Genomic DNA, 20,467 nt, shown 5'->3' with positions numbered 1-20,467 from the left:
TCCTTACTTCAGTGCGTCATCGGCCCAGCAGATGGCATCCACGACAACCGCAGGCAAAGGCTTTGACATGGTGTACACATCCGCGCCACTTGGATCGTCGACTTTCTTTACTTTCGAGAAGAAAGGTAAGGCCTGAAGGCCTGCGTCCAAATCATCGAGCGCGGCATAGTACGGTGTGTGGCCTGCCTCAAGGTCAATCATCACCATCTTGTCATCATCAACGGTTTTTACGCGGGTTTTCGTACCGCCTACCATGGTTTCATATGAACCATTTTCAAGATTAATGAGGTAGCCGCCTACATTGACTTGCCCCTTGCTGACTTTCACATCGAGCACGTTGGATTTATTTTTCCCTGCTAAGGTGACAATGCGAGCAAACAACGTTTTACCACTCAATACTTCCAAGTTTGCGCCATAACCTTTCGCTTGAATGGTTTCATCCATTTCTTGCAAGGCGGTGTACACTTGTTCGATGGTGGCGTCTGTGGCTTTCAGTGAGCTGTCAAATTTGTAGCGAAGGGTTTCCCCAAAATCCACTTCGAACAATTCCATTGCGCCGTCTGCGGTTTTCATTGGGTAGGCAATCTTACCTGTCAGCGATTGAGCACACAGCGCTTCAGTTGAGACTTCAATCTTGCGCATCACACCAAACTGAAGCATTTCAAAAAACTTTTGAATGTTCTTTAAGCCTAATGCCTTGAGGTTGTTGAGCTCCGCCGCTGACACATGCGATACCGTCGAAAAACCTTGTGGCTCGATAGATTGAGTTTCTAAGTCATTGCCACCAAGCTGATACGCTTTCGTACCACGGCGTACCACCGGAATGTTAGACAGGGTCTCTTTGAGCACATTCCAGGGGATGCGCACACTTGGGTAAAACACCGCCTCCCCAAACACCTTCTTGCGAATACGCATTGGCACTGACTTGCGCTTTTTGTAGTTGTTTAGCAGCTCTGCCCACTCTTGAGGGGCTAACAGACCGCGTAAAATATCAATAATATCCATGCTTTGTTCTCTTTATAACCGCTTATTAAACAGCGGCATGCATTAATGGGTGGGGTTATTTTTCAGAGCCTGACTCAGAAGCGTTGTTGTCTGATTGCGCGTCACCATCGGGAGATGGCTCTGAGTCTTCTTTTGGCTCATCCGCAATCACCAAACCAACGCTATCTTCGACGCGTGGGTATTCCCCTTTTTTCGTTAGGTCAACATGAATCGTTACTTCACCGTCACTAACAGGAGTGATTAGTCCTGATTTTTCATCGACGGTGGCCACGGCTTCATCACTAGAGGTGTACTTTACGATTTGCTCGTAAGGGTTATTGAGAACAAGATTCAAACCACTGCTTTGCACATCAACGCCAAGCTCTGAGTACACAACCGGTGAGTCATCTACTTTACGAAAACCGACAGGCTCAAGCTTTAAGTGATCGTCTGAATTATTTTCTACATCCGCTTTTAACTTTGCTTCCACAATCGGTTGACCTAATTGATGGTAAGCCTCCCCTTCACGCTTTAAGAGCTGAAGCTTCGCGATGGCTTGCTCAATCAAATCGTTACGGCGTGAATGGTGCAGAAGTGTGCGTGGGTGAGCGCCCATTTGAACAAAGGCATTCGACGCGTCACGGAGCGCTTTGGAAAACACACCATCTTGTTTGGCTTTTTGTTGCTCTAGAGGACTCATAACCAGGCACCTTCTGCAAAGAGTTGAACGCAAGACAGCGTAAATTCATTAGACGCAGTGAGCGCTGAATCATCAGCAAGCACCACACGGTCGCGAAGGTACGCGCCAAGGCGAAGTACTGAAATAGACCCATCACCTTTCATTTGTTTGGTGGTGACTACCCCTAGCGTCACTTGAGTGACGGTAAGATTGCCAGCGCCATCATCTTGAACGGTGATCAACGGGGAGCCGTCCCAACGCCCAGTGATCATGCCATCAGTGATCACCACGGCATGACCAGGCTCTAAATCGGTGATGCCATTAACCCTCATTTGTTGGATGACGTTGCCACCGGTATAACTGCCGACAATGGCGGGTGCGCCCTTAATGGTGGTTTTCATTCCAAATTCCATTACCAACCCTCCGGATCAAAGTTATCTTTTTGAGCCGAGCCTGTATCCGCTAGCTCTAAGCTCTCAGTTAATTTATCCCAGGCCGATGGTGTTGCCGGAGCCGTTTTCTTCTCAGGCATAGCACTTAGCATGCCTTTCAATTGGCTGTAACGATTGCCATCACCAGAGGCGCAAAGCTCGATAGCGGACGCACCTTCAATCATGACTTTCACACTCTTGCGAAGCTCGTCGCTCATTTCACGCGAGTCCGCTAGCTCGGTCAGTGTTTCCTTACGATCGCCTGCCAACGTTTCTTGCATCGCAGTAACCGCACCGTTTGATTTATCGTCATCGGTCTTAGTCGGGTCTCCACCTTTGCTTTGATCACCTTCTTTTTTAATGGGCGGCGTATTGGGTTTAATCCCCATACCGTCAAGCTGCTCTTTGACGACGTCGCCAAGCAGCGTTTTGAGTTCGTCTTTCTTCATGGTTATTCCTGTTTCATTGTCATCAGAGCCAGGTTGAGTACCGACATCTGCACTGAGATAGATAGCGTCATCACAAAAATCGCTATCGCTGAGATCCACCACATCACGGGTTTTCGTGTCCGCCGCCGGAGGAAGCTGCCCCAAGAAGGCAAGATGGTGCATGTACCACTCACCTTCTTTATCCGGTACTGGATGGATGCCAGCACTGAAGCCTTCAAACTTGCCCGAATCTTCCAGTGTTTCCATCTCGGGGGTGTAAATCACCTCACCCACAAGGACGGTTTTTCCGCTTTTATCGCCACTGCCGGCTTCTGTTCTGAGGTTGGACGCTCGCCCCAACGCGGCAATCTGATCGCTGCCTTTGGTTGGGTGACCTGGGGTCACGGGAGGGCGGGCATCCGATTTATAATGACGAACCACCGATTCGAGCTGCGCTTTCGTGACGGGCTGACCATTTTTTTGAATGCCATCCGCCACAATTTCCAACTTACGAATTCGCATATCGACTCCTTATAAGGTCACGGTGATACCAAATTGCCCTGGTGCATCCGGCGGGTATTTCGCACCGGTTTGCATGTCGAGCATGAATACGCGTCCAGAAGTATTGCTGATCTCAATAAAATGCACAGCAATGTTGGCGGTGTACGGCGAACCTTCATCGTTATAACCAGGAACCGGTGGATTTTTCACAAACCCATGAATACGAGTAATACCCGCATCAATAATCTTGGTCCCTGTTTCGGAATCCAGCATGCGTACTTGTCCCGTTAGGCGCAGCTTGATCCACCCATCGTTATTGGTCAGCTGAGCCACATCGCCAAGCGCCACCGATTGAAACTCCACCGTTGCCGTTGGGGCTTCGTACTTGCCGGTTGGCACTTCGACATCACCCAGCCCACCTAAGCCGCCCACCGTGGCCATCTTGCGCTGTAGGTCGCTGCTGGCATTTTTTACGCGTCCGACGTATTGGGTTTCATTAATGAACGCCATCTGGTCACGCCAGACCACACTTTTCTCTGCCATGACTTACCTCATGCAATCAGTTTGTTAAAGGCGCTTTCTAACCCTTCAACGTAAATTTCAGCTTCAAATTCCACACTCTGCATAGGCACAGGCGGTGTCATTCGATAGCGGTACTTAATTTTGCCTTGCATCAGATTGGTGAGCGGGTTGTCACCGGCATCAATTGACACATTGCTGTACACCAATGCGGTGCCTTCTTTCGAGCGAAGATAATCGTTCACCGTATCTTTCACGCGGCCACAGGTCGTATTAGCAATGTCCGTTGGGCTGGTGAACATCGGAAAGTCTAAGAACTGACGAGTGGCGTCCTCAATGCTTTCTTCTAGGATGTCGGCTGTGCGGCGAACTGAAATAAATGACAGGTAATCGCTCTTGGTTGGGAACGCGGTGGAGTAGTTACCAAAGTTCTTCCAACCGCCATGGTTCATCAGCGTGGCAATGCCGTTCACGTTTAAGTAGTTCACATCACACGATGGATCGCTTGGGATGTAATCGAGCTCAATGGAAGGGCCAATCACATCGGCCATGACGTAGTTTGATGGCGAGCACCAGTAACCGGTTTCCGGCACAATGTTCTGCTCGGTTTGGTTGCGGTCTACCTGAGCAAGGAGGCCACACAGACTTGGCGCGTACCAATCAACCACCGTTGCGCCGTCGGTATCTAATACTTTTGGACGTGGCCAGCCGACATACGCTCGTTGTGAGGTGTACTTTTTCTTCCAAGCGTACGCCTCAGTGGCTGTTGAAATATGCTCTGGCATATCTCCCACCCAAATGCCGCGGATAGTACTGACCGCTGCCACAGCGAGTCCCATTGCGCCATCCTTGTGTAAAATGCCTGGAGCCATGTTGATTTTGGATGAAAAGCCGTAGCTCTGTTTCGCTTTACGCAGTAGCGGCAGTGCTTCCATGAATTTAGCCAACAGCGCATCGGTGACACGGGAAACGGTCAGTACATAAGTGAGCTCAATGCCAGCAACATCCCCCACATTAATGGTCATATCGTTGTCATTGGTGTAGCTGACGTTGCTCTTGGGTGCGAGCTTCACGGCGACCACCGTTTGACCTTCTGAAAGTGGTGTGATCGTGCCATCACTACTATCAACCAAGGCAATGGCTTCATCATCAATCGACCAAACAGCAGTTTGCTCATACGTATTGGTTAACGCGTTCGGCTGAGAGTCTGCGCCTAAGAACGCTGTCGCAACAGAATCACCCAGCGTCGCTGGACTCATGGTCTTGCCTGCGTTTGGATTGGTTTGTGCGACCGTCACGCCATAGACATGGGCCTCATCTACGTCATTCTCACCATCATTAAAGGTGACCAAGGCGGTGATGTTAGCAATACCGGCTTTCACAGGCGTTACCACGCCCGTATTAGCATCCACGGTCGCAATGAGATCATTGTCCGAGCTGTACGCAATGCGACAAGTGTGAGGGTTTAAAATCGTGACAGGTAAGCTTGCGCCATCATCAATATAAATAGCGACACTGGATGTGCTCATCGTGACGCCAGAGACCGCTGGCGTTTCAACGTCAGGGAAGTCGCTGTCCTTACCTAAAGGGATTGATAGAATGGAGTTGCTTGGTACATAGTGGTGAACGCGACGAATGGCATTGGCGAGCGAGCCTTCACCGAAGGCCTTCTTCGCGTCATCGTAATTGGTGGTGTGGTAGAGCTTTAAGGGCTCTGCCAACTCAGAGGTGCCAAACACACCAATCACACTGGACGACACTTCGATGACCGAAATGGGACCTGTGAGCGATTCGATGGTTCGGATGCCGTGAAGTAATTCGGCCATGGATACTGTCTCCTGTTCATCAGTGGAGTCAGTATCTGAGATTATTGGAGGATAATTTCCGTTCGGCAGACTTAAGCGTTAGTAAAATCGAACACGTCACTTTGCCCCGTGGCGAGGATTTGGCAAGAAAGCTTAATGCCAATAATGCCCTGTGGCAAATCGGTTTGAGTGACCACAATACTGTCGAGTTTGACTCGAGGCTCATACTTAGCCACCGATTCAGCAATGGACACTTTCAACCCTTGCACTTCCCATTGAGGCTTATCAATGTACTCCAATGCATCCGCTGCGTAATCCGGCATATAAATCCGTTCGCCTTTGCCGGTGTACACAATCATAAAAAGTGACTGCTTGATATCGGCCACCAAATCGGTGTTTCGTCCGCTTCCTGCAAATTTGAGTGAGTAGGTCATGCGTACCCCGTTTGAATTCGTTTGAAATCCGGTTTGAATGAGTTTGAATAAAATTATTTGAACATTCACACCCGATAGAAATTAAGCGCCCTCAGAATCGCTCTGAGGGCGTTTTGTCATTTATTGGTTTGCGGTGGACGTTGGTCTGCCTTCTGCGTCATTGTGTTTATGGCTAATCACGGCGACTGTGACACCATTGATGGTCACCGAGCCTTTCATGGTGGCACCGCTGTTCATCACGGCTGCACCCCCCGTTGTACTACCATATCCTGCGGCCCCGACGAGTCCGGTAAATGTTGCTGTCATATCCCCCGTCAGCGCTTTGGTAATATGGGTTTGACCATTGAGTAAAATGGTCGGTGCATTGACGGTGTATTTAGGGCTATCAATGGTTACACCGGACTCGTTTACGATGAGAGCAGGTTCGTTACCTTTAATTTTTAATACGCCCGTTGCGCTACTTTGGTCATATTCCAAAAGTGTGCCGTCTTTAAACCGGACACCAAACTTATCAACATTCGCGATATAAGGCTTTGCTGATTTGTTCGCCATCGAGCCAAGCACAAAACCAGACATCATTGAACCGCTAGGAATGAACAGACACAGCACTTGCTCACCAGGCTCAAGGTTGCACGAAATGCTCACGTTCTTACTACGAAAGCCCAGCACAGGCAACCAATCTGACTCAGGGTAACGTAGACCAGGGAAAGTCACCTTTACGCGCCTTAGCTCGGCATCCACTTTGCTCACTTTGCCAATACACACCAGCTTGCGCAGCATGGAGAGCACATCGCTGAGTTTCGTTTTCATTCCTGCGAGTTTGTTGAACATAGAGACTCCTAACGCATCATTCGTCGCAAAGCACCACCACCAAAGCGTGAGAGCGCTTTCGCGGCGCTACTGATTGACTTGGGCGTTTGTGGTGTTGCGCCGCCCACAAAACCAGACTCAAATCCACTGATGGCCATCTCCACCGCATCGGGGCCGTCATCATGGCCACGAGGGAACTCTAAAAACATTTGACGAAGCAGCGTCTGAGTCTCTAAGAATTGGATAAGTCCGTTCTCTACCTGTGACGAGAGCGACTTGATACGCACTTGCTTATTGCCCCCTTTGAACTCACGAACTGGAAGGCGCACGCCTTTCTTCTTGGCGTAACGCATCACTTCTTTTTTGTAAATCTTCTGGAACGCAACGGTTTCGAACATCACAAAGGACGGCCTGTGTTGTAGAAACACATCCACAATGCGTTGGGCAAACTTAAGGTCAGACTCTTTCCAGCCTTTGGCAAACAACACATGATCCACCATGGTAATTTTGTGTCGAGCCACCACGGCAATAAATGACCAGTCACCTTTTTTAAGGCCCGTAGCAGGGTCAATCGCCATACCAATGGTGCAATCTCGAAGATCTAATTCATAAGGTTTGAAGTAGACAAACCACTCTTCCTTAAAGTCGGCCTCTTCATCGGCGATAGGACGGTTCATCCATTCCGTCCACCAAGCACTGCCTGACGCGATACGTTTATTGTCTAACTCTTGCAAACTCCAACGTGCTGGAAATAAGGAATGCCCCGACGGGGTAATGGCACTGAAGCGCAGCCCCAACCAGTTAGGCAAACGGCCATCTTCAATTTGTTTAAGGAGACGTGACGGTAAATCGTCTGGGTGCATGATGGTGTTGGCGATGATGGTCAGCGCCCCTTTGCCCAGATTCATAATAACGCGTTTAAACCAGCGCTCCGCCTGACGACGCAGTGTCGGCGATTCCACCTCTTTGTCATCGAGCAAGTCATCACAGATAATGTGAGTCGGACGTTGGTACTTGTTTTTAATACCACGCAGCCGCTGCCCACGACCGACCGCCACGATGGAAGAGCCATTGGCCAGTTTGATTTTGCGTTTAGTCCAGGTGTTACCTCGCTGTTCCCCATAATCATCCAGAATCAGTTCGTTATCTTCTAAGTCATCTTTGATGGCATCCATCATCTCTTTGGCGCTATCGGCAGACGCACCACAAATCACAATGAATGAACCAGGATGATTAAGCGCCAGCCATAAAGGCATGGCCTGAGTATTACGGGTGGTTTTACCGTGATCGCGTGGTTCGATATCTAGAATGCCCTCATACTGACCACGCTTGCCGTTTTCAAGCGCAAGGGGCTGTTTGATAAAACCGTGGTCGCGCGGGTCAATGAGCGCTTTGAACAGCGCTTCGTCTTGATGATTCAAATTTCGATTGGCGGCCAAGCGAGTCAGTGCGAGCTGGTATTCACTGAACTCAAGTGTGAACGCATCCGGCATATAGGTCTGACAGAAATATGCGAAGTCACGTTTAGATTTGGCACGGCGCTTTCGACGCGCCTTTTCTTCTTTTTCTTTTCGGGCTAAATCACGCCGCGCTTGGGCTTGGGTCTTCTTCGTGGCGCATTTGTCCTCAGCGGCGATATGCGCACTGTCTCGAATATTCTCTAAATCCGCATCGGACAATCCACCAAAGAGGCCGCTCATCGACGGCCTCGTTTCGTTTTTTGGTCGACACGAATTTTCTGAATGATGCTGACCAACTCAAGCAAGAGCTCGGGGCGCGTCTCTTTGAGTATATCGGTAAGCTGACTTTCAAACTCGGCCTTTGCCGCATCGACCCCTTTACGAAACTCAACTTTCAATCGGTCAAGGTTCACCTGTGCATCCGATAGTCGCGCTAACAAGTTGGCCAGCTTGTTCGGATCTTTAAATGACTCAGGGCCAAACTCCAATTCACGCAATACTTTGAACATGTAGCGCTGCATGATTTGTAAGTTCAGCTCTGAGATATCGGTGTTGGGGCTGTCTTTGAATTCCTTTAGAAAGACCTCTGCCTGCTCTTGAACCAGACGCTGCTCTTCAATCAACTCCTGATTACTACGAAGCACACGATGCACTGACGAACGTGAAATATCAAAGCCGTCTTCTTTGAGCGCCTCCGCGATATCGTCCAGCTTCATTTTGTCCACGGTGTACATCTCAATGACGCGCTCAAGCAGCCCGTGCAATTCCACCTTTGAGCGTGGGGCCATGGGGTTTCCTTCTTATTGTTCTCGTGAGCGTGCAGCTTATCCCCCGAAGGGTTGATTAACTTCCGTTCGGCAGATGGCCGCTAAATAAAAGGCAGAATTTAAGCCTGGTTCAAACACCGTTCAATGGAGCGTATCAGCGATGAAAGGTTTTCTTGATGCATTGCATAACACCACCAAAGCGATTGAGGGTCTGCCAGAGACGTTGGCTCCCTTTGGTTTGCAGTGTGTGCGCAACAACATGAAAAACGGCACGTTTAAACCCAACGCTCCGCTGACCAAAAACACCAAGAACGCAGGGGCTAACCCCCTGTTTGATACAGGTGAAACTTACGCCTCATTGACGTACAAGGCTGGCAAAGAGGAATACCGCATAGGCACCAACAAAGCCCATGCGCCACTGATTAACAATGGCGGCGTGATCAAAGCGAAGAAAGCCAAACAGCTCGCCATACCGGTCAACAAGCAGGTAAAGAAACGCTCCGAGGTGTATGGGGTACGTAAAACCTTGGAAGGATTAGAGCGTCAAGGCTGGAAGATTTTCTACCGTCCTCATTCCATCATGGGACGAGCACCCTTGGGGGGTAAGGCTTTTGGTCAAAAGGTGAAGACTAAAGCCAACCGAAACAACAAAGGCGCAGAGAAAGGCGTGTTCTATGTGCTGTACATCCGAACGCCGCAAATCAAAGTCTCCAGTCGTGAGTTCATGTATTTAAGTCCCGAGCAGCAACAAGCGCAGCAAGAAATGGCATTAGAGCAGTTAAAGGCAGCAATCCAATGAAAGTGATTCGAACATTAGAGAAAACACTGGAAACCTCACTTGGCATGCAAGCGGTGATTGAGCCCTCCAATGCGGTGGCCAGAAAAGAAGTGCGTGTGATGTTCAATGGTATCCGCGCGTTGAATCGGCTGGCACTGACGACACAAGCCTCGTTCGCTGCTTATGAAATGCTCCTTGATGTGGTGATTTCAGCCAGAGTCAGCGGCGGGAACACGCAGTGCTTTTTATCTAGTCAGCAGATACAACTCAATTTGCGCATGACCGATTATCTCACCCATGACTTGATTGTTTTAAAAGACATTGGTGAAGACTTGCCTGCTGGCTTTGGTGAATTCTGTGAGCGGCTGACGGTCGTGGGCGATGCAGAGATTTCCGATGCTCGAAAAACATCATCCGGCTGGAGTGAGCCAAAACAAGACGATGACTTTGACCCCAAAGACGCTCTCTTTACTTGGCGCGAAGATTGGCAAGCCACATTGGTGCTCACCGTACACAAACATTTTACCAACCCTGATGTGACTGAGAACACCGCCAAGAGCCTTCTCACGGGTAAGAGTCACACCATCAGTGATGAGGAATCATAGATGACAGAACAAACAACGAATTATTCCCAGTGGGGCGGCTTTGGTGATTTAGTCTTTAAGGGGCGCTTCACGCCAAACAAAATCAGCGACTCGCGCACTTTTAAGATCAACAAACAAGACCTCATTAACGGTTATCCCGCGCACCAGAATATGGGTGAAGATGAGCACACCGCCTTATTGGATCTGACCTTTAATAATCACTTTGTCGACATCACAAAGATGACCAAGCGGCTCGAATTAATGGGCGAAAATGGCGTGCCTCGCGCTTTGGTCGTGGGCTCAGTGGTGCATAGGCAGTTTTGTATTCGTAAAATCACCCGCACCAATATTCAAACGCTGCCTAGTGGCGTGGTGACCAGTGTGGACTATCAACTGGACATCGTGGAAGTGCGTTCATGAATACCTTAATTGCACGCCAGAGCGAGCGCTGGGAGCAGATTTGTTATCGCGCCTATAGCGTCACCAATCAAACCTTAGTCGATGCGCTATTTGATGCCAACCGTGAGCTGACCCGAGCCATGACCAGCTTTACCTTTAGCGGAGGGGAAACCGTCAACATCCCTGCGGTGAAAGTGGTGAACACAGTCACTGTGGAGACGCCACCATGGGCATAACCGCAACAGGGCTTATCCGTCCATTCGCCATTTTGCACTGGGCGGGAAAGGATGTGACCGCTGAGCTCAGTCGCTATGTCAAGTCCATGACCTATACCGATGTGATGGAAAGCAAACAAACCGGTACAGATACCTTGTCTCTCACTTTGTTTAACAAAGACCGCCGTTTTTGTCAGGCCTGGTATCCCACCAAAGGGGACACCTTAACGCCAGGCATTGGTTGGTTAGATGAAAGCGGTCAGCGTCACGAGTGGTTGTGGGGAGAGTTCAGTATTGATGAAGTGTCCTTCAAGATTGGGCCTGATGATGTGATGGTCGGTGCAAACGCCAAACCGCCCACCATCAAGCGAGGTTTTATCGACAATCAGCAGTGCTTGGTACAAGAGAATGTCACGTTTGAGCGCGTTGCACAGTCTTGGGCAAAAGAGAGCGGCCTATCGTTTATCAAAGCGCCTGATACGCCTGACTTTCAATTTGCTCGCATTGAGCAGCGAGATGAAACCACCCCCGCATTCTTAACTCGATTGTCAGAGCAAACCAGTGTGCCGATGGCCATCAAAGGCAAGAACCTTGTGATGGGCAACTTTAAAGACGACGTGATTCAAATTGACACCTTAAACCGAGACATTCTCACCGCTCTCAATTTACCCGATAGCGCTCGTTCAAAGTACGTAGCGGTCGAAGTCAATGGTTATGACCAGCAAGCCCAGCAGCTTTTTAGCTATCGCGCAGGGGATGCCACCGCGACGGGCGATCGAGTGAAGATGCTGCACAACATCGACAACGTGAAATCCATGGCAGACGCCAGAGCTTACGCCGAGTCCTATTTACAAAACGGCGCAGACGGGAAACAAGGCGCGAAAGGACGCATGTCAGTGACCAATATCATGTTAACCACCGCGCATTTGATTGAATTTTTAAACTTTGGCAACGTGCCAAACCGCTGGAAACCCACCACCGTGACGACCTCCATTAGTGGACGTTCGTGGACCGCCAGCGCGCAACTAGCAAGAGCGAACTGATATGACCAATCGATTCCCTAATATCCCAGAGCCGCAACTGGTCGAGGTGAATTATAACGCCGACCTTGTCAGCCTCAAGCAGCGTTACCAACTAGGCACAGGGCACTATCCTGGCATCAACGACCCAGAAACGTTTCATCTTGAGCAAATCGCGTATGAGAAGAACGAGCTCAAAGCGCTCATTAACTATGAAAGCAAACAGAACTTGCTGCCGTTTGCAGAAAAAGAGCGTTTAGACAACCTTGGACTGCTCACTGAAACCGAACGGTTGCCCGCCTCAAAGGCCCGTACGGTAATGGCTTTTACCTTTACCCCTCATACTGGCTTTGTCATTGCTAAGGGCTATCAAGTGATTGCCGTGGATAACCAAACTCTGTTTGAAACATTGGAAGAGGTGGTGGTCAGTGCGGGCACACAGAGCATTCAGACGAGCGTAGAGTGCATCGAAACTGGCCTTCAGGGAAATGGCTTTTTAGCCGGACAAATCCATCAAGCTGTTACGCCATTGGATGCCCTTGAACGTGTGGTCAATACCGAGACCACACAAGGTGGCTCTGAGATTGAGGGTGATGATGATTTTGCCTATCGAATCTATATTTCGCCGTCAAAGTTCAGTGTGGCTGGGCCGTACGAGGCGTATGAGTACTTTGCTCGCTCAAGTAGTTCATCAATTAAGAACGTGTCGGTTTGGACTCCGGCCCCGAATGAAATTGAAATCAGTGCCATTTTGCAAGATGGCTCGCTCCCTAACCAAGCCATCAAAGACTTGATTAAGTCAGAGTGCTCAGGGGATAAGCGAGTGCCTATGGGGGATTTGGTGCGCGTGGTGGATGCAACGGATGTCAGGGCAACGGCCAGCTTTCACCTGCAGATCTTCAGTGACTACGCCTCATTGGCTGAGTCCATTCAAATGACGGCAAAAACTAACATTGAAGCCGTCATTAATACGTGGAAGACGCAGCACGGACGCGACATAGTGCCTGCAGCCTTAACGTCGCTGGCCCAACGTATTGAAGGGGTGTACCTAGCTAAAGGGGCGGTGACTGGCAGCGATGGTCAAGTCATTACAGAGACGAAACCGGTGACCCAAAAACAAAGGCCGCTTATCACCCTAACGGCCGTCACCTTTGAGGTCATCACTGAAAGCAGTCAACAAACATTTGAATAACCACAATAAGAGAGAAAAAGCCAATGAGTGAAACGGGAATGAAAGCCATCTTGATGTCCCTAACAGACTTAGCGGGTCTAAAGAAAGTCGGCACGTCTGTCATGGCCACGATCGTCAGTTTTGGCGTCAATGATATCGCACAACTTGTTGCGGTTACGGTGGGCATTATCTCGGGTTGTATGGCCATTCGACATTATGCGGTGGCCACTCAGCTCAATAAAGCCAAGTTGGCGCGCCTGAAATCCGATCATGGCACCCAAATGGAGTCGGAGGAAAGCTCATGAGTTTGAAAACTAAAGCAACGAAAGCCTTAGTGTGCTCCATCATGGCCGTATTGGCCATCGTGTTTAATATCGACGACGCATTGAGTGTCAGTGAACGTGGTCTGCGTCATATTGCGAATGAAGAAGGTTGCCGCGCTCAAGCCTACCAATGCAGTGCCAATACTTGGACTCTCGGTCTTGGGCATACCCAAGGGGTGAAGCAAGGTGACACGGCAACGAATGAGCAAATCGCCCATGACTTTGTTAAGGATGTGGCCAGTGCTGAGAGCGTGGTGAAGCAACATATCACACGAACGCCGAGCCAAGCGGAATACGACATGATGGTGAGTTTTGTGTTCAACCTCGGCGCGGGCAACTTTGCTCGTTCGACCTTACTCAAGACATTTAATCAAGGAGACCATCGCGCGGCCTGCTTGCAATATCCGCGTTGGGTCTATGTTAATAAGAAAGACTGCCGTATTAAAGGCAGTGGTTGCGAAGGTATCCCCAAACGGCGAGATAAAGAGATGGCGATTTGTTTGAACGGATGGCAATAACATGGGTGTTCTAAGACAGCTCAAACGCACGGCTTTCTGGTTAGGCTGCGCGATACTCATCGTAAGTTTATTGGTGAACTACAAGCTCTTCCACTACACCAGTGAGCTAAAGGCCAGTAACCAAGTGCTAGGCGAGACCATTACCAGCCAGGAAACCACCAACCACTTACTGGCTGCTCGCATTACCACATTAACCACCCAAAGGCGTGAAGCGCAGAAAATCGCGGACGAGGCGTCGAGTCGAGAGAGCAAGGCTCGACATCAGCTAAAAACACGAGTCGAAGAATTGGAAAAGGAGCTTGAACATGAAATATGCGCCGCTGAGCCTATCGCTTATCCTGTTGGCTGGGTGTCAGGATACTAAGATTGTCACTCAGTATGAATACCAAGATATTATCCAATCACCACCTGTGGGTGACTTGGTGGAGTGTGAGCGGCCGTTTGACCAAAAGCCGCTGACTTATGGCGAAGCGGCCAGCCGTGATGCTGTCTGGCTTACGTACTTTCGATTGTGCGCCTGTAAGATAGAGCGCAATCGAACGTTCTACGGTTACACCAATAAAAATGACGCTTGCTCAAAACTGGATGCAAGCGCCATTCAAACTCTCCAATCATTGCCCACTACCCAAACAGACTGAGCTGCTCCTCTGGTTTGCCATTGGCGGTTTCACCTTTGTCCTTTACGAACACAAACCAAGTTTGCAGTTTAGAGGCAAAGAAATAGCCCTCTCGCACGTGGTTGCGCTGGGTGCGAGTGCAGCTATTAAATACCTCATAAGCTGGAAGCATACGGATCGGTTTCGATGGCATGATAATTACTCCTTCTCCATAGGTACTCGGCCAGCTCTTTAGGGGTGTACCAGTTACGAATACCCAAATCACTTTTGATGATCGCTTTATCAATGGGATTGAGCGCGGCTTGAAACTCGCTTGCCGCGATGCGGTTATCTGGATACATCTCCAGTAAGAGCGCCTCGAGCTCTTCTTGAGTCCGAGGGTTAAGCACCTCATAGCGAGGCTCGGCCCGAAACTTTACTCGCCTCGACATGATGCCTCCCAGCGTTCCAGTCCCACAATCACAGCACGTATCGTGTCACGAGTGAGCCAACGAGCGCGTTCGACTTTCACCGTGCGTTTCACAAAGCTATCTAATGCGGGGTCATCCAACCCTTGCCAGCCCATAGATTTAGCCAACGCCGCCAGCTTTGCCCATTGTAAGTTGGATGGCTGTCGAGACGAGCTGCCTCCCAGGCGCTTTTTAAACTTGGCAGAGTCTTCCAAGTAGCCTTGACGCTTTAACTCTGCGACCAGCTCACGTAACGTATCATCACTCAAGTCTTTGCAGCTTGTCTGGCCCGTTTGAATGCCTAGGTAGTTGCGATACTCATCGTCATCATAAAATCCCATACGGTCATTCAACAGCGCTTTCACACCTTTATGCACCAAACCGTAGTAAGCATGACGATTTATCTTCATTTTCATAGCGCCTCCTCAATGGGTAAGGTGAAAGGTTTGCCGAGCCAATTCTTGTTGGCGACACGAAGCAGCAGCGCCGCAAAGAACTCGGATTTTTCTTTAGTGGAGAAGCCAGCATCTCGACGCAGCGTATCAAACAAATCCGCACTGTCGGCATCGAGGATGAACTTACGCTCGACGCGACCTAGCGCCTTGCTGCGCATACGACTGTCGCGGGTTCTATCGGCTTGAGATTTGGGGTTATCGATTTTAGGTCGCCCGAGACGAGCGGAAGAGATGACCATAAACGTTACTCACTCACAATAAGTTATTGTTCATAGTTTATGCATCTGGAAGCGTTTGTAAGAAAAAGTTGCCGTTATAACGAAATGTAGCTGAAGGAGAGTAAGGAATGGTACAAACATGGCTGGATTTAGTTCATGCAGTGTGATTTTTAACTCAAAAATGCCCCAAACCTTGTTAGATCAAATGCTCTACACATTTTTGAATACTAGCGTTTTCTCTACAAAACCTAATATCAAGTTCATGGCTGATTTACTTACCATCTTTACTTTATTTTCTGTATATCTACACAGTTTATTAAGTTTGAATATGGAAAGTGGCATGTTTTATTGAGTGTTTGGTCTCGATTTGTCGATAGCTGATTTTGTAAACCATTGTTTCTTAATAGGTTTATGATTTTTGTATCTTGGATAACACGCCGGCGCGTTTTTATGTGCGGATAGAGTACACATTTCGATGTATTTTCTTTAATTTTTAGTGACTTATGATAAGTTAATCGAAAGGCGGGCAGGTAGAAAACTGAGACTACCTGTTATTAAAAATGTTATGTGTATAAACGATAAGGAAAAAATATGAGGGTCGATTTCGAATATATAAAGGATTTCTTGGCACTTGTCCTCGATAATGAAGAGTTGGATTTTAATCTAAATCAAGAACAGTTTAAGCCGCTTCATGCTGATTTTGATGCAAAGATAAAAATGGTATTCCATTTGGAAATACTGGAAGATCAGGGGCTTATTGAAAGTGTCAGTAATAGAATTCAAGGATTGGGCTTTCAAAGGTCAGGTCGAAATGATGTTATATTGAGTTTCATCCCACTAAGATTGACAGCAACAGGACACCAGTTTGCTGCTGATTTAGTTAAACCCGGAGTGTTAGAAAAGCTCGTTGACAACTTTAAAGACGCCGGTCCAACAGAAGCTGTAAAAGTAGTCCTAGGGTTAGGTAAGAGTATTCTAGAGAAGAAACTGGCTCAATTGACTGAATAGAGGACCTTTTAAAGTAACTTAGAGGATCACTCATTGTGAGAATACACATACAAACGTTTAAGACAGATTCGCGGCGTTAGGCAATACAATGGAATTACGGAGTATGAATGGAGCCAAGTGAAAATAGTTTGGTTATGAATGACGAGAATGCATTCAAGGTACTTACCGAACTTGGGAATGAATATGTTAGAAGAGGTTTTACTAATTCATCTAATTTGGAAAACTTCTTCGTTTCCGGTGACTATATCTCAAAGAATAATAGCACCAAGGATTTAATAAAATACTATAAACCAAAAATTGAGCAAGGTAGCTACAGCGATTATGCTGTGTCACGAACACTACTTAATGGAATGGTTAGGTCGGGTTATTTGGAAAAAGAACCCGGAAAGTACTTCATTTCAGAACTTGGATACAACTGCTATGTTAACCAGAACAACAAATCAGGGTGTAGCTCGTTTTTATCTAAATCAAATCAATTCTTTCAAGAGCATCAGACTCTAATGTTTGTGTTAACAGTGATTGGAATTTGTATTGGTGTTGCCAGTCTTGGCTAACAATTTAAGAGTGATTCCCCACGCTTGGCACTTTTGCTTCTACTTCAAGTTTAGTGTTTATGGCACAATGCTTTAGGTCTGGGTAGAGGCGTTGTGTCTATGGGATATCATTGATTTAAAGGAAGATATATGAGTGGTTCAGCATTAGAGGGTCGAGTTAAAACTCTTGAAGAAGTAGCAGTGAAAATTTTTGAATTAATCCTCAACCTAGTAACAAGTTTAATCGTACTTGGTATTTGTTTGGCAATTCTCGCCGTTTGCTGGTTTTTTGGGATTACTTCCGACAATGCAGTCCTATACTTCAAGGAGTTGGCAAATACTCCTATTTGGCTAATGCTTCTCGCTGTAGTGGGCTTTTTCGGTATTAGCTACTGGTCGATCCTTAAGGCACTTTACAAGTTGTTGTGGAATTATTATTGGGGCAATGTAGTTTTAGGTTTTTTAAAGTCCCTGAAGTAATGAAAACTACACCATACAAGGCTTTTAAGTCGGATTCACAACACTTGGAATTTTGGGTTCTACTTCAAATTTAGTGTTTATGGGACAATGCATTAGGTGTGGGTGGTAGCGTTGTTCACCCCTTAATTGGGCGTAGATATATTCTTTAAGGAGGTCAGGTTGATACTTAAGACTAAGCAAAAGAAAAAAGAAAAAAAGAAGATCGTCAGAGTCGATTTGTATACTCGCATTAAAAAAGCTCTTGAGGACGATAAGTATACTTTTCGAACAATTGGAGGTGTGGCTAAAGCTGCTAATGTTTCTGAGGCTGAAGTAAAAAAGGCATTGCAAGAGCATAAAGAAGAAGTGGTTGAGCTATATCGCAAAGGAGTAAATGGCGAAAAATTAGTTACCACTAGAAAGCACTATCAAAAGAAAGCAACGTGGAAAGAGAAAATGATGGGAGCTGTGCTGAATCGTGTCTACTAATGTTGAAATTATAGGAATGTCAGTTTCGCTTTCTGTATTGCTGTGCTTTACAGGTTTCTTTGGTGGATTATTTCCTCTCATGAGTGATTTGATTACTAGGCAAAAGGTTGAACCAGAGAAGAAAATCGATCTCAATCTGGAGTTTTTTGCTATCAAACTATTTTTGATACCTTTTGGTGCATTGGTATTAACTGCTTTAGCCGTTGCCTTTGGCGCAGTTAGTAATTGGCTTGCCGCTTTATACTTGGGAGGCACTTTGCCTTTGCTGGTTGAAAAAGTCATTACCAACCAGAAAACTGTAGACAACCTAGCCCATCAGCAATAAATATACATAACTAATAAGTATTAAGCGTTGCGCAGCCAACGTCAAATCCCGACTGTGAACAAGCCCGAAGCCACTTTATTAAGTAAATTATTCGATGATGATCGAGGGGCATTGCGCCTTGAACTAGTCTATTCACGCATGGCACCAAGTTAGTGGTTTTCCATACCTGTAGTTATTCATAAATTGCTAATTTAGCAAAAACACTGACACAAAAATGTCCAGAACATTCGTAGTTAGAGTTTTTACCCATTGCAAGCTAATGGCGGATTCACCAAATTCAGGCAAAGCGAAGCCAAAGCGGGGTCGCATAGAGCGCCGCTTGCCTGTATTTAATTAGTTGGTTATTGGGTTGATTTACTCGTTGCGAGTAACTGTTTATCGGCTTTACGAACGATGGTTCTTAGCATAGAGATACGAGTCATGTTTCCGCATCCAACACTAGGGCGACCAAGGCCATCTAATACTTTCCGAGCTAACTCTTTTGCTTCTTGAGGATTACGTGCAAACATGCATTCTAGTGAGTTTAGTATCAGCGACACTAGTCCTAATTTAAGTGGTCATTTTGTCCATGATGGCTCCCTCACAATTTGCTGAAGTTTAAATGGACTTGTTGGTACTCACCTTCATCATCACGTTCATAAAAATTGAAGTACGACTTACTACCAATGATGAGCAGTGACTCTTTTGCTGCTTCCTGCGCCTTACGCAATGTTTCGTCTTGGAAGTCTTTGCCAATAAAGTTAATGGTGTTTGCAATAGAGGCATCGTTCACAAAGAAATCTTGAACCGCAATTAACACATCATGAGGCAGTTTGTCTTTTTGGCTATTGTAGTAGTCACGCGCCAATTGACGAGCTGCATCATGCTCAGGACCAAGAGTTTTCAGTTTGGCGGTTTTGTAAGTGAGCTTGTATTTTCCATCAAAGCTAAACATCGCCACGTTATCGCCATTCCCACGGGTATGCAGTTTCGTACCGTAGCTTTCTAGCATTTCAAGGCGAAACTCTTCAAAGGCTTTTACCAGGTTCTCTTTGAAGGCTTGAAGGTGTTTTTGATGCGTTTTTACCTGCTTAACCAAACTGGTGACGAACGCATCTTTACGCAATTCATGAGCCGGAATATTACACTGTGCGATAAGGTTGCCTTCCGCGTTATACACAAAGCCTTCCGGTGCGGCTGGACGAGTTGGCTTTACTTCTGGTTGTTGAGTCGTTTTATTCATTGTGGTGCTCCTGTTTTAACAAAATGGTCAGCTTGAATAAGCTCGTTCTGTTGTTTTAAAAATTGGCTGACGGCTTGATAAGCCGTGTCTTTGGCGCCGTAAGCAGAGATTGCTGTGTTTGATTCCAATTGGGTCAATGCTTCTGCTCGATAGTCTACGATAGAGAACTCTCCGATACCGTTTTGGTTATTTGGGTCAAAGCGAATAATCATTTCGAGCTTAATGTCTTGATTGGATTTCTGTCCCATTAAGCCTCCCAATAAATAATGCTGTGGTTAAGCTTAACGGCTTGCATGTGTCGTTCGATGCCTTGACAGTTCATGTTGATATCGAATTTTGCCATGTCGGCATCAGCAATTAATAAAGGTCTATCACTCATCACCAATTCACCTTTGCCTTTTGGTTTACGGCTGGCGACTCGACCGCCACGCAACCAAACAAATTCATCCGTTTCTCTGCGACTCATATTGCCTCCCAAGGACGTAGAACTTGGTTTAATAATTGGTAAGCAGGAGAGAGTAAAAATTGAAACTCAGCATCCAGCTGGGGGTTGTTGCCTTTACCTCTTTTGGCCCTGCAATGCTTACAATGACCATTGTGTAAGTGCCATTTCAGAGTCTTCCCTCGGCAAGTAAGACATGGGGCGTAAGGTGAGGTCCCTGTCAGTTGATAGAGGTATGCATTCCCTTCTTGCCCACCAACCGTAACTGCGCCATGTGCTTTTAAACGCATCAACAGGTTCTTAATGGTGGTGAGCGCAAGGCGGTCACGTCCAACTTGTTGTTGCCAAAGAGCCTTACACGTGCAGGGCTGGTGCTTAGTCAACAAGGCCATTACGGTCTCGGTGGTGTTGGGGAGCAGTGTCAT

The 20,467-nt window shown here is 47.4% G+C and carries 33 protein-coding genes; 15 read left to right on the top strand and 18 right to left on the bottom strand.

Translation table 11 applies throughout. The features are described from left to right. Nucleotides 1-3: 3 nt before the first annotated feature. The 10 genes from OC193_RS20300 to OC193_RS20255 all read right to left on the bottom strand — a co-directional run bounded on the left by OC193_RS20300 (nucleotide 4) and on the right by OC193_RS20255 (nucleotide 8,839). Nucleotides 4-1,005: a major capsid protein gene (locus tag OC193_RS20300; protein WP_048666303.1), complete on the bottom strand. Its 1,002-nt coding sequence runs from the start codon at nucleotides 1,003-1,005 to the stop codon at nucleotides 4-6. A gap of 55 nt (nucleotides 1,006-1,060) precedes the next feature. After that, nucleotides 1,061-1,684: an Ig-like domain-containing protein gene (locus OC193_RS20295; protein WP_048666302.1), complete on the bottom strand. Its 624-nt coding sequence runs from the start codon at nucleotides 1,682-1,684 to the stop codon at nucleotides 1,061-1,063. Then, a complete protein-coding gene (locus OC193_RS20290; protein WP_048666320.1) occupies nucleotides 1,681-2,064 on the bottom strand; it encodes a hypothetical protein in 384 nt (127 codons plus the stop codon). The genes OC193_RS20295 and OC193_RS20290 overlap by 4 nt, the downstream gene beginning before the upstream one ends. An 11-nt stretch (nucleotides 2,065-2,075) precedes the next feature. Further along, nucleotides 2,076-3,044 (bottom strand): hypothetical protein, encoded by a 969-nt coding sequence (locus OC193_RS20285; protein ID WP_048666301.1) that lies wholly within the window; start codon nucleotides 3,042-3,044, stop codon nucleotides 2,076-2,078. Between the two features lie 9 nt (nucleotides 3,045-3,053). Continuing rightward, complete coding sequence (locus OC193_RS20280) at nucleotides 3,054-3,566, bottom strand: phage major tail tube protein (RefSeq protein WP_048666300.1); 513 nt, start codon at nucleotides 3,564-3,566, stop codon at nucleotides 3,054-3,056. An 8-nt stretch (nucleotides 3,567-3,574) separates the two neighbouring features. Next, the gene (locus OC193_RS20275; RefSeq protein ID WP_048666299.1) at nucleotides 3,575-5,368 is read right to left on the bottom strand and encodes a phage tail sheath family protein; all 1,794 of its coding nucleotides are present in this window, start codon (nucleotides 5,366-5,368) and stop codon (nucleotides 3,575-3,577) included. A 71-nt stretch (nucleotides 5,369-5,439) separates the two neighbouring features. Continuing rightward, nucleotides 5,440-5,781, bottom strand: a complete 342-nt coding sequence (locus OC193_RS20270) for a GPW/gp25 family protein (protein ID WP_048615433.1) — start codon at nucleotides 5,779-5,781, stop codon at nucleotides 5,440-5,442. Between the two features lie 120 nt (nucleotides 5,782-5,901). Next, nucleotides 5,902-6,612 carry a phage baseplate assembly protein V gene (locus OC193_RS20265; protein WP_048666298.1) on the bottom strand — a complete coding sequence of 237 codons (711 nt, stop codon included), beginning with the start codon at nucleotides 6,610-6,612 and terminating at the stop codon, nucleotides 5,902-5,904. Nucleotides 6,613-6,620: 8 nt separating this feature from the next. After that, nucleotides 6,621-8,084, bottom strand: a complete 1,464-nt coding sequence (gene terL, locus OC193_RS20260; protein ID WP_229647024.1) for a phage terminase large subunit — start codon at nucleotides 8,082-8,084, stop codon at nucleotides 6,621-6,623. 203 nt (nucleotides 8,085-8,287) lie between these two features. After that, a complete protein-coding gene (locus tag OC193_RS20255; protein ID WP_048666296.1) occupies nucleotides 8,288-8,839 on the bottom strand; it encodes a phage protein Gp27 family protein in 552 nt (183 codons plus the stop codon). Between the two features lie 139 nt (nucleotides 8,840-8,978). Between OC193_RS20255 and OC193_RS20250 the strand changes: the two genes are divergently transcribed. From OC193_RS20250 to lysC, 10 genes are all read left to right on the top strand, one after another. Then, nucleotides 8,979-9,617 carry a phage virion morphogenesis protein gene (locus tag OC193_RS20250; RefSeq protein WP_048666295.1) on the top strand — a complete coding sequence of 213 codons (639 nt, stop codon included), beginning with the start codon at nucleotides 8,979-8,981 and terminating at the stop codon, nucleotides 9,615-9,617. After that, on the top strand, nucleotides 9,614-10,201 hold the full coding sequence (locus OC193_RS20245; protein WP_048666294.1) for a hypothetical protein: 588 nt from the start codon (nucleotides 9,614-9,616) through the stop codon (nucleotides 10,199-10,201). The genes OC193_RS20250 and OC193_RS20245 overlap by 4 nt, the downstream gene beginning before the upstream one ends. Next, complete coding sequence (locus OC193_RS20240; RefSeq protein WP_048666293.1) at nucleotides 10,202-10,600, top strand: phage tail protein; 399 nt, start codon at nucleotides 10,202-10,204, stop codon at nucleotides 10,598-10,600. Further along, nucleotides 10,597-10,815, top strand: coding sequence for a tail protein X (locus OC193_RS20235; protein WP_048666292.1), 219 nt, complete (start codon nucleotides 10,597-10,599; stop codon nucleotides 10,813-10,815). Before OC193_RS20240 ends, OC193_RS20235 begins: the two co-directional genes overlap by 4 nt. Continuing rightward, nucleotides 10,806-11,837 (top strand): phage late control D family protein, encoded by a 1,032-nt coding sequence (locus OC193_RS20230; RefSeq protein WP_048666291.1) that lies wholly within the window; start codon nucleotides 10,806-10,808, stop codon nucleotides 11,835-11,837. Before OC193_RS20235 ends, OC193_RS20230 begins: the two co-directional genes overlap by 10 nt. 1 nt (nucleotide 11,838) lies before the next feature. Then, nucleotides 11,839-13,005 (top strand): baseplate J/gp47 family protein, encoded by a 1,167-nt coding sequence (locus tag OC193_RS20225; protein WP_048666290.1) that lies wholly within the window; start codon nucleotides 11,839-11,841, stop codon nucleotides 13,003-13,005. A 23-nt stretch (nucleotides 13,006-13,028) separates the two neighbouring features. Next, the gene (locus tag OC193_RS20220; RefSeq protein ID WP_048666289.1) at nucleotides 13,029-13,289 is read left to right on the top strand and encodes a hypothetical protein; all 261 of its coding nucleotides are present in this window, start codon (nucleotides 13,029-13,031) and stop codon (nucleotides 13,287-13,289) included. Continuing rightward, on the top strand, nucleotides 13,286-13,825 hold the full coding sequence (locus OC193_RS20215) for a lysozyme (RefSeq protein ID WP_048666288.1): 540 nt from the start codon (nucleotides 13,286-13,288) through the stop codon (nucleotides 13,823-13,825). The genes OC193_RS20220 and OC193_RS20215 overlap by 4 nt, the downstream gene beginning before the upstream one ends. Nucleotides 13,826-13,898: 73 nt before the next feature. After that, the gene (locus OC193_RS20210; protein ID WP_230853858.1) at nucleotides 13,899-14,189 is read left to right on the top strand and encodes a hypothetical protein; all 291 of its coding nucleotides are present in this window, start codon (nucleotides 13,899-13,901) and stop codon (nucleotides 14,187-14,189) included. Then, nucleotides 14,131-14,463 carry an Rz1-like lysis system protein LysC gene (lysC, locus tag OC193_RS20205; protein ID WP_196374167.1) on the top strand — a complete coding sequence of 111 codons (333 nt, stop codon included), beginning with the start codon at nucleotides 14,131-14,133 and terminating at the stop codon, nucleotides 14,461-14,463. The genes OC193_RS20210 and lysC overlap by 59 nt, the downstream gene beginning before the upstream one ends. 134 nt (nucleotides 14,464-14,597) lie before the next feature. Here lysC and OC193_RS20200 read toward each other — a convergent pair whose 3' ends face one another. Genes OC193_RS20200 through OC193_RS20190 form a run of 3 tightly spaced genes read right to left on the bottom strand, consistent with a single transcriptional unit; the run spans nucleotide 14,598 to nucleotide 15,585 of the window. Further along, the gene (locus tag OC193_RS20200) at nucleotides 14,598-14,873 is read right to left on the bottom strand and encodes a hypothetical protein (protein ID WP_048615421.1); all 276 of its coding nucleotides are present in this window, start codon (nucleotides 14,871-14,873) and stop codon (nucleotides 14,598-14,600) included. Further along, nucleotides 14,858-15,307 (bottom strand): regulatory protein GemA, encoded by a 450-nt coding sequence (locus tag OC193_RS20195; RefSeq protein ID WP_132941261.1) that lies wholly within the window; start codon nucleotides 15,305-15,307, stop codon nucleotides 14,858-14,860. Before OC193_RS20195 ends, OC193_RS20200 begins: the two co-directional genes overlap by 16 nt. After that, nucleotides 15,304-15,585, bottom strand: coding sequence for a hypothetical protein (locus tag OC193_RS20190; protein ID WP_048666286.1), 282 nt, complete (start codon nucleotides 15,583-15,585; stop codon nucleotides 15,304-15,306). The genes OC193_RS20195 and OC193_RS20190 overlap by 4 nt, the downstream gene beginning before the upstream one ends. 570 nt (nucleotides 15,586-16,155) lie before the next feature. On the opposite strand from OC193_RS20190, the gene OC193_RS20185 reads away from it, so the two are divergent. The 5 genes from OC193_RS20185 (at nucleotide 16,156) to OC193_RS20165 (ending at nucleotide 18,378) form a co-directional block, all read left to right on the top strand. Continuing rightward, nucleotides 16,156-16,572, top strand: a complete 417-nt coding sequence (locus tag OC193_RS20185) for a DUF2513 domain-containing protein (protein WP_048666285.1) — start codon at nucleotides 16,156-16,158, stop codon at nucleotides 16,570-16,572. 107 nt (nucleotides 16,573-16,679) lie between these two features. Beyond that, on the top strand, nucleotides 16,680-17,126 hold the full coding sequence (locus OC193_RS20180) for a hypothetical protein (RefSeq protein WP_048666284.1): 447 nt from the start codon (nucleotides 16,680-16,682) through the stop codon (nucleotides 17,124-17,126). Between the two features lie 129 nt (nucleotides 17,127-17,255). Beyond that, a complete protein-coding gene (locus OC193_RS20175; protein WP_048666283.1) occupies nucleotides 17,256-17,585 on the top strand; it encodes a hypothetical protein in 330 nt (109 codons plus the stop codon). 159 nt (nucleotides 17,586-17,744) lie between these two features. Beyond that, nucleotides 17,745-18,053, top strand: a complete 309-nt coding sequence (locus OC193_RS20170) for a hypothetical protein (protein WP_048666282.1) — start codon at nucleotides 17,745-17,747, stop codon at nucleotides 18,051-18,053. Continuing rightward, nucleotides 18,043-18,378 (top strand): hypothetical protein, encoded by a 336-nt coding sequence (locus OC193_RS20165; protein ID WP_048666281.1) that lies wholly within the window; start codon nucleotides 18,043-18,045, stop codon nucleotides 18,376-18,378. The genes OC193_RS20170 and OC193_RS20165 overlap by 11 nt, the downstream gene beginning before the upstream one ends. A gap of 341 nt (nucleotides 18,379-18,719) precedes the next feature. Here OC193_RS20165 and OC193_RS20160 read toward each other — a convergent pair whose 3' ends face one another. Genes OC193_RS20160 through OC193_RS20140 form a run of 5 tightly spaced genes read right to left on the bottom strand, consistent with a single transcriptional unit; the run spans nucleotide 18,720 to nucleotide 20,467 of the window. Then, nucleotides 18,720-18,917: a hypothetical protein gene (locus tag OC193_RS20160; protein ID WP_132979875.1), complete on the bottom strand. Its 198-nt coding sequence runs from the start codon at nucleotides 18,915-18,917 to the stop codon at nucleotides 18,720-18,722. A 41-nt stretch (nucleotides 18,918-18,958) separates the two neighbouring features. Further along, nucleotides 18,959-19,600: a DUF3164 family protein gene (locus OC193_RS20155; protein ID WP_048666280.1), complete on the bottom strand. Its 642-nt coding sequence runs from the start codon at nucleotides 19,598-19,600 to the stop codon at nucleotides 18,959-18,961. Then, nucleotides 19,597-19,848 carry a hypothetical protein gene (locus OC193_RS20150; RefSeq protein ID WP_048666279.1) on the bottom strand — a complete coding sequence of 84 codons (252 nt, stop codon included), beginning with the start codon at nucleotides 19,846-19,848 and terminating at the stop codon, nucleotides 19,597-19,599. Before OC193_RS20150 ends, OC193_RS20155 begins: the two co-directional genes overlap by 4 nt. Beyond that, nucleotides 19,848-20,066: a hypothetical protein gene (locus OC193_RS20145; protein WP_048666278.1), complete on the bottom strand. Its 219-nt coding sequence runs from the start codon at nucleotides 20,064-20,066 to the stop codon at nucleotides 19,848-19,850. Before OC193_RS20145 ends, OC193_RS20150 begins: the two co-directional genes overlap by 1 nt. Further along, complete coding sequence (locus OC193_RS20140; protein ID WP_048666277.1) at nucleotides 20,063-20,467, bottom strand: BlaI/MecI/CopY family transcriptional regulator; 405 nt, start codon at nucleotides 20,465-20,467, stop codon at nucleotides 20,063-20,065. Before OC193_RS20140 ends, OC193_RS20145 begins: the two co-directional genes overlap by 4 nt.

The sequence above is a fragment of the Vibrio crassostreae genome (genome assembly GCF_024347415.1).
GTDB lineage: Bacteria > Pseudomonadota > Gammaproteobacteria > Enterobacterales > Vibrionaceae > Vibrio > Vibrio crassostreae.
Note: the sequence above shows the minus strand (reverse complement) of the source record. Positions and strands in the feature narration are given on the sequence as shown.